The 1,288-nt window shown below is 37.6% G+C and carries 1 protein-coding gene and 1 pseudogene; one reads left to right on the top strand and one right to left on the bottom strand.

Annotated elements, in window-relative coordinates:
- Nucleotides 1-33 precede the first annotated feature (33 nt).
- Nucleotides 34-258 carry a DUF4058 family protein gene (locus tag F6K53_RS43200; RefSeq protein ID WP_293086843.1) on the top strand — a complete coding sequence of 75 codons (225 nt, stop codon included), beginning with the start codon at nucleotides 34-36 and terminating at the stop codon, nucleotides 256-258.
- Between the two features lie 104 nt (nucleotides 259-362).
- Here F6K53_RS43200 and F6K53_RS43195 read toward each other — a convergent pair.
- Nucleotides 363-1,288, bottom strand: a pseudogene (locus F6K53_RS43195) (hypothetical protein); the annotation flags it as partial.

Here is a 1,288-nt window from a genome sequence, read left to right as displayed (position 1 = left end):
CCGTCCCACGGCTGACTTGTACCTTTTTAATTTATGCGATTGGCCGTAGGCCACGCCAAAGGCGAACGCATTCCCTCTTTTCAGCTTCCCCTGCTTCCTGGGGATACCGAACCAATGGTAGAATTACAGACATTAGTGGATCAGCTTTATGACCAGTTAGGCTACGACTATTTTATTGATTATAGCAACAATCCTCCATTTCCTTGGTCGGAGGATGATGTGGAATCTTGGGTAGGAGATCGTCGAGAAAATTTGTGACTTAGGACACAAATAAGTTCTCGACTGTATCAAATCATAGCTGATTAGCCTCAAAATATAGTAAGCTTTTTAGAGCCCATGTCGCCCCTAAAGCTATATAAGTCTTAAAAGCGCTTCGCCAACATAGCAATCTGTTTGGCATTGTTTGCTAGTTCAGTCCCATCACCATTACGCCAGTATACTTCTTCTCCAACATATGAGAGTTCCTTCTGCGGCAAAATCTTAATAAGAATAACACCTAAGCCATAGAATGAATTGAAATCCAGATTTGATAGCACTGAATCCCTAAGTGATGGAGATAAATCCGAATTTTTTATTGCATTTTTCCATTTTGAAAAGTAGTCTTCTTCTGATATACCTAGGACTTTAGCTTCTCGATTGACTCCAGCAACAAACCGCTTTCCAATCTCTATACAATCTATATTATCTAGTTCTTTAATTCGATCGGCATCGGCCTTTTTATCAGTCACCCCAATAATTACCTTTCCAGTTTTGTCTGGACCATTATTCGCGATCGCACAGATTGTTTTGATCACCTTGTCAATAAGCTTGTTATCAACAGTTCGCTGATGAGAAAGTGAAAGAAGTCCCTGCTTTAGTTCATAGTTAGGTAGCTCAATCTCTGATCTAGTCAACATAGACTCAATCTCAATTATTGAAGGATTATCATAAATCTGTGTTTTATTTTCTTTTTCAATAAAAAAGCCTCCAATTAATCCCTTAACTTGATTGACATTCTTACGCCGCTCTTCAGCTTTCCTAGCCCTCCGGGTTGTGCCTATTCTTGTAGCCAGGTTAGAAATTGCTTTCCTGATACCTGAATAATCAGTTATCTCTTTGCTTTCTTTAACAATTAATTCGTGTAAAGCAATCATCAGAATAGCAAAAACAGATTGACAAGAGTTAGTTTTGTTGTTTTCAAAGACAATATCTCTTAGTTTTTCAGATTTTTGTTCATTGCAAATCCTAATAATTTGATCAACACAGTATTTAAATTCGTCAGTAAATCGTTTAATGCCATATACTTTAA

Source organism: Moorena sp. SIO4A1 (assembly GCF_010672065.1).
Lineage (GTDB): Bacteria > Cyanobacteriota > Cyanobacteriia > Cyanobacteriales > Coleofasciculaceae > Moorena.
The sequence above is the reverse complement of the archived record's forward strand: the minus strand, read 5'-3'. Positions and strand labels throughout refer to the sequence as shown.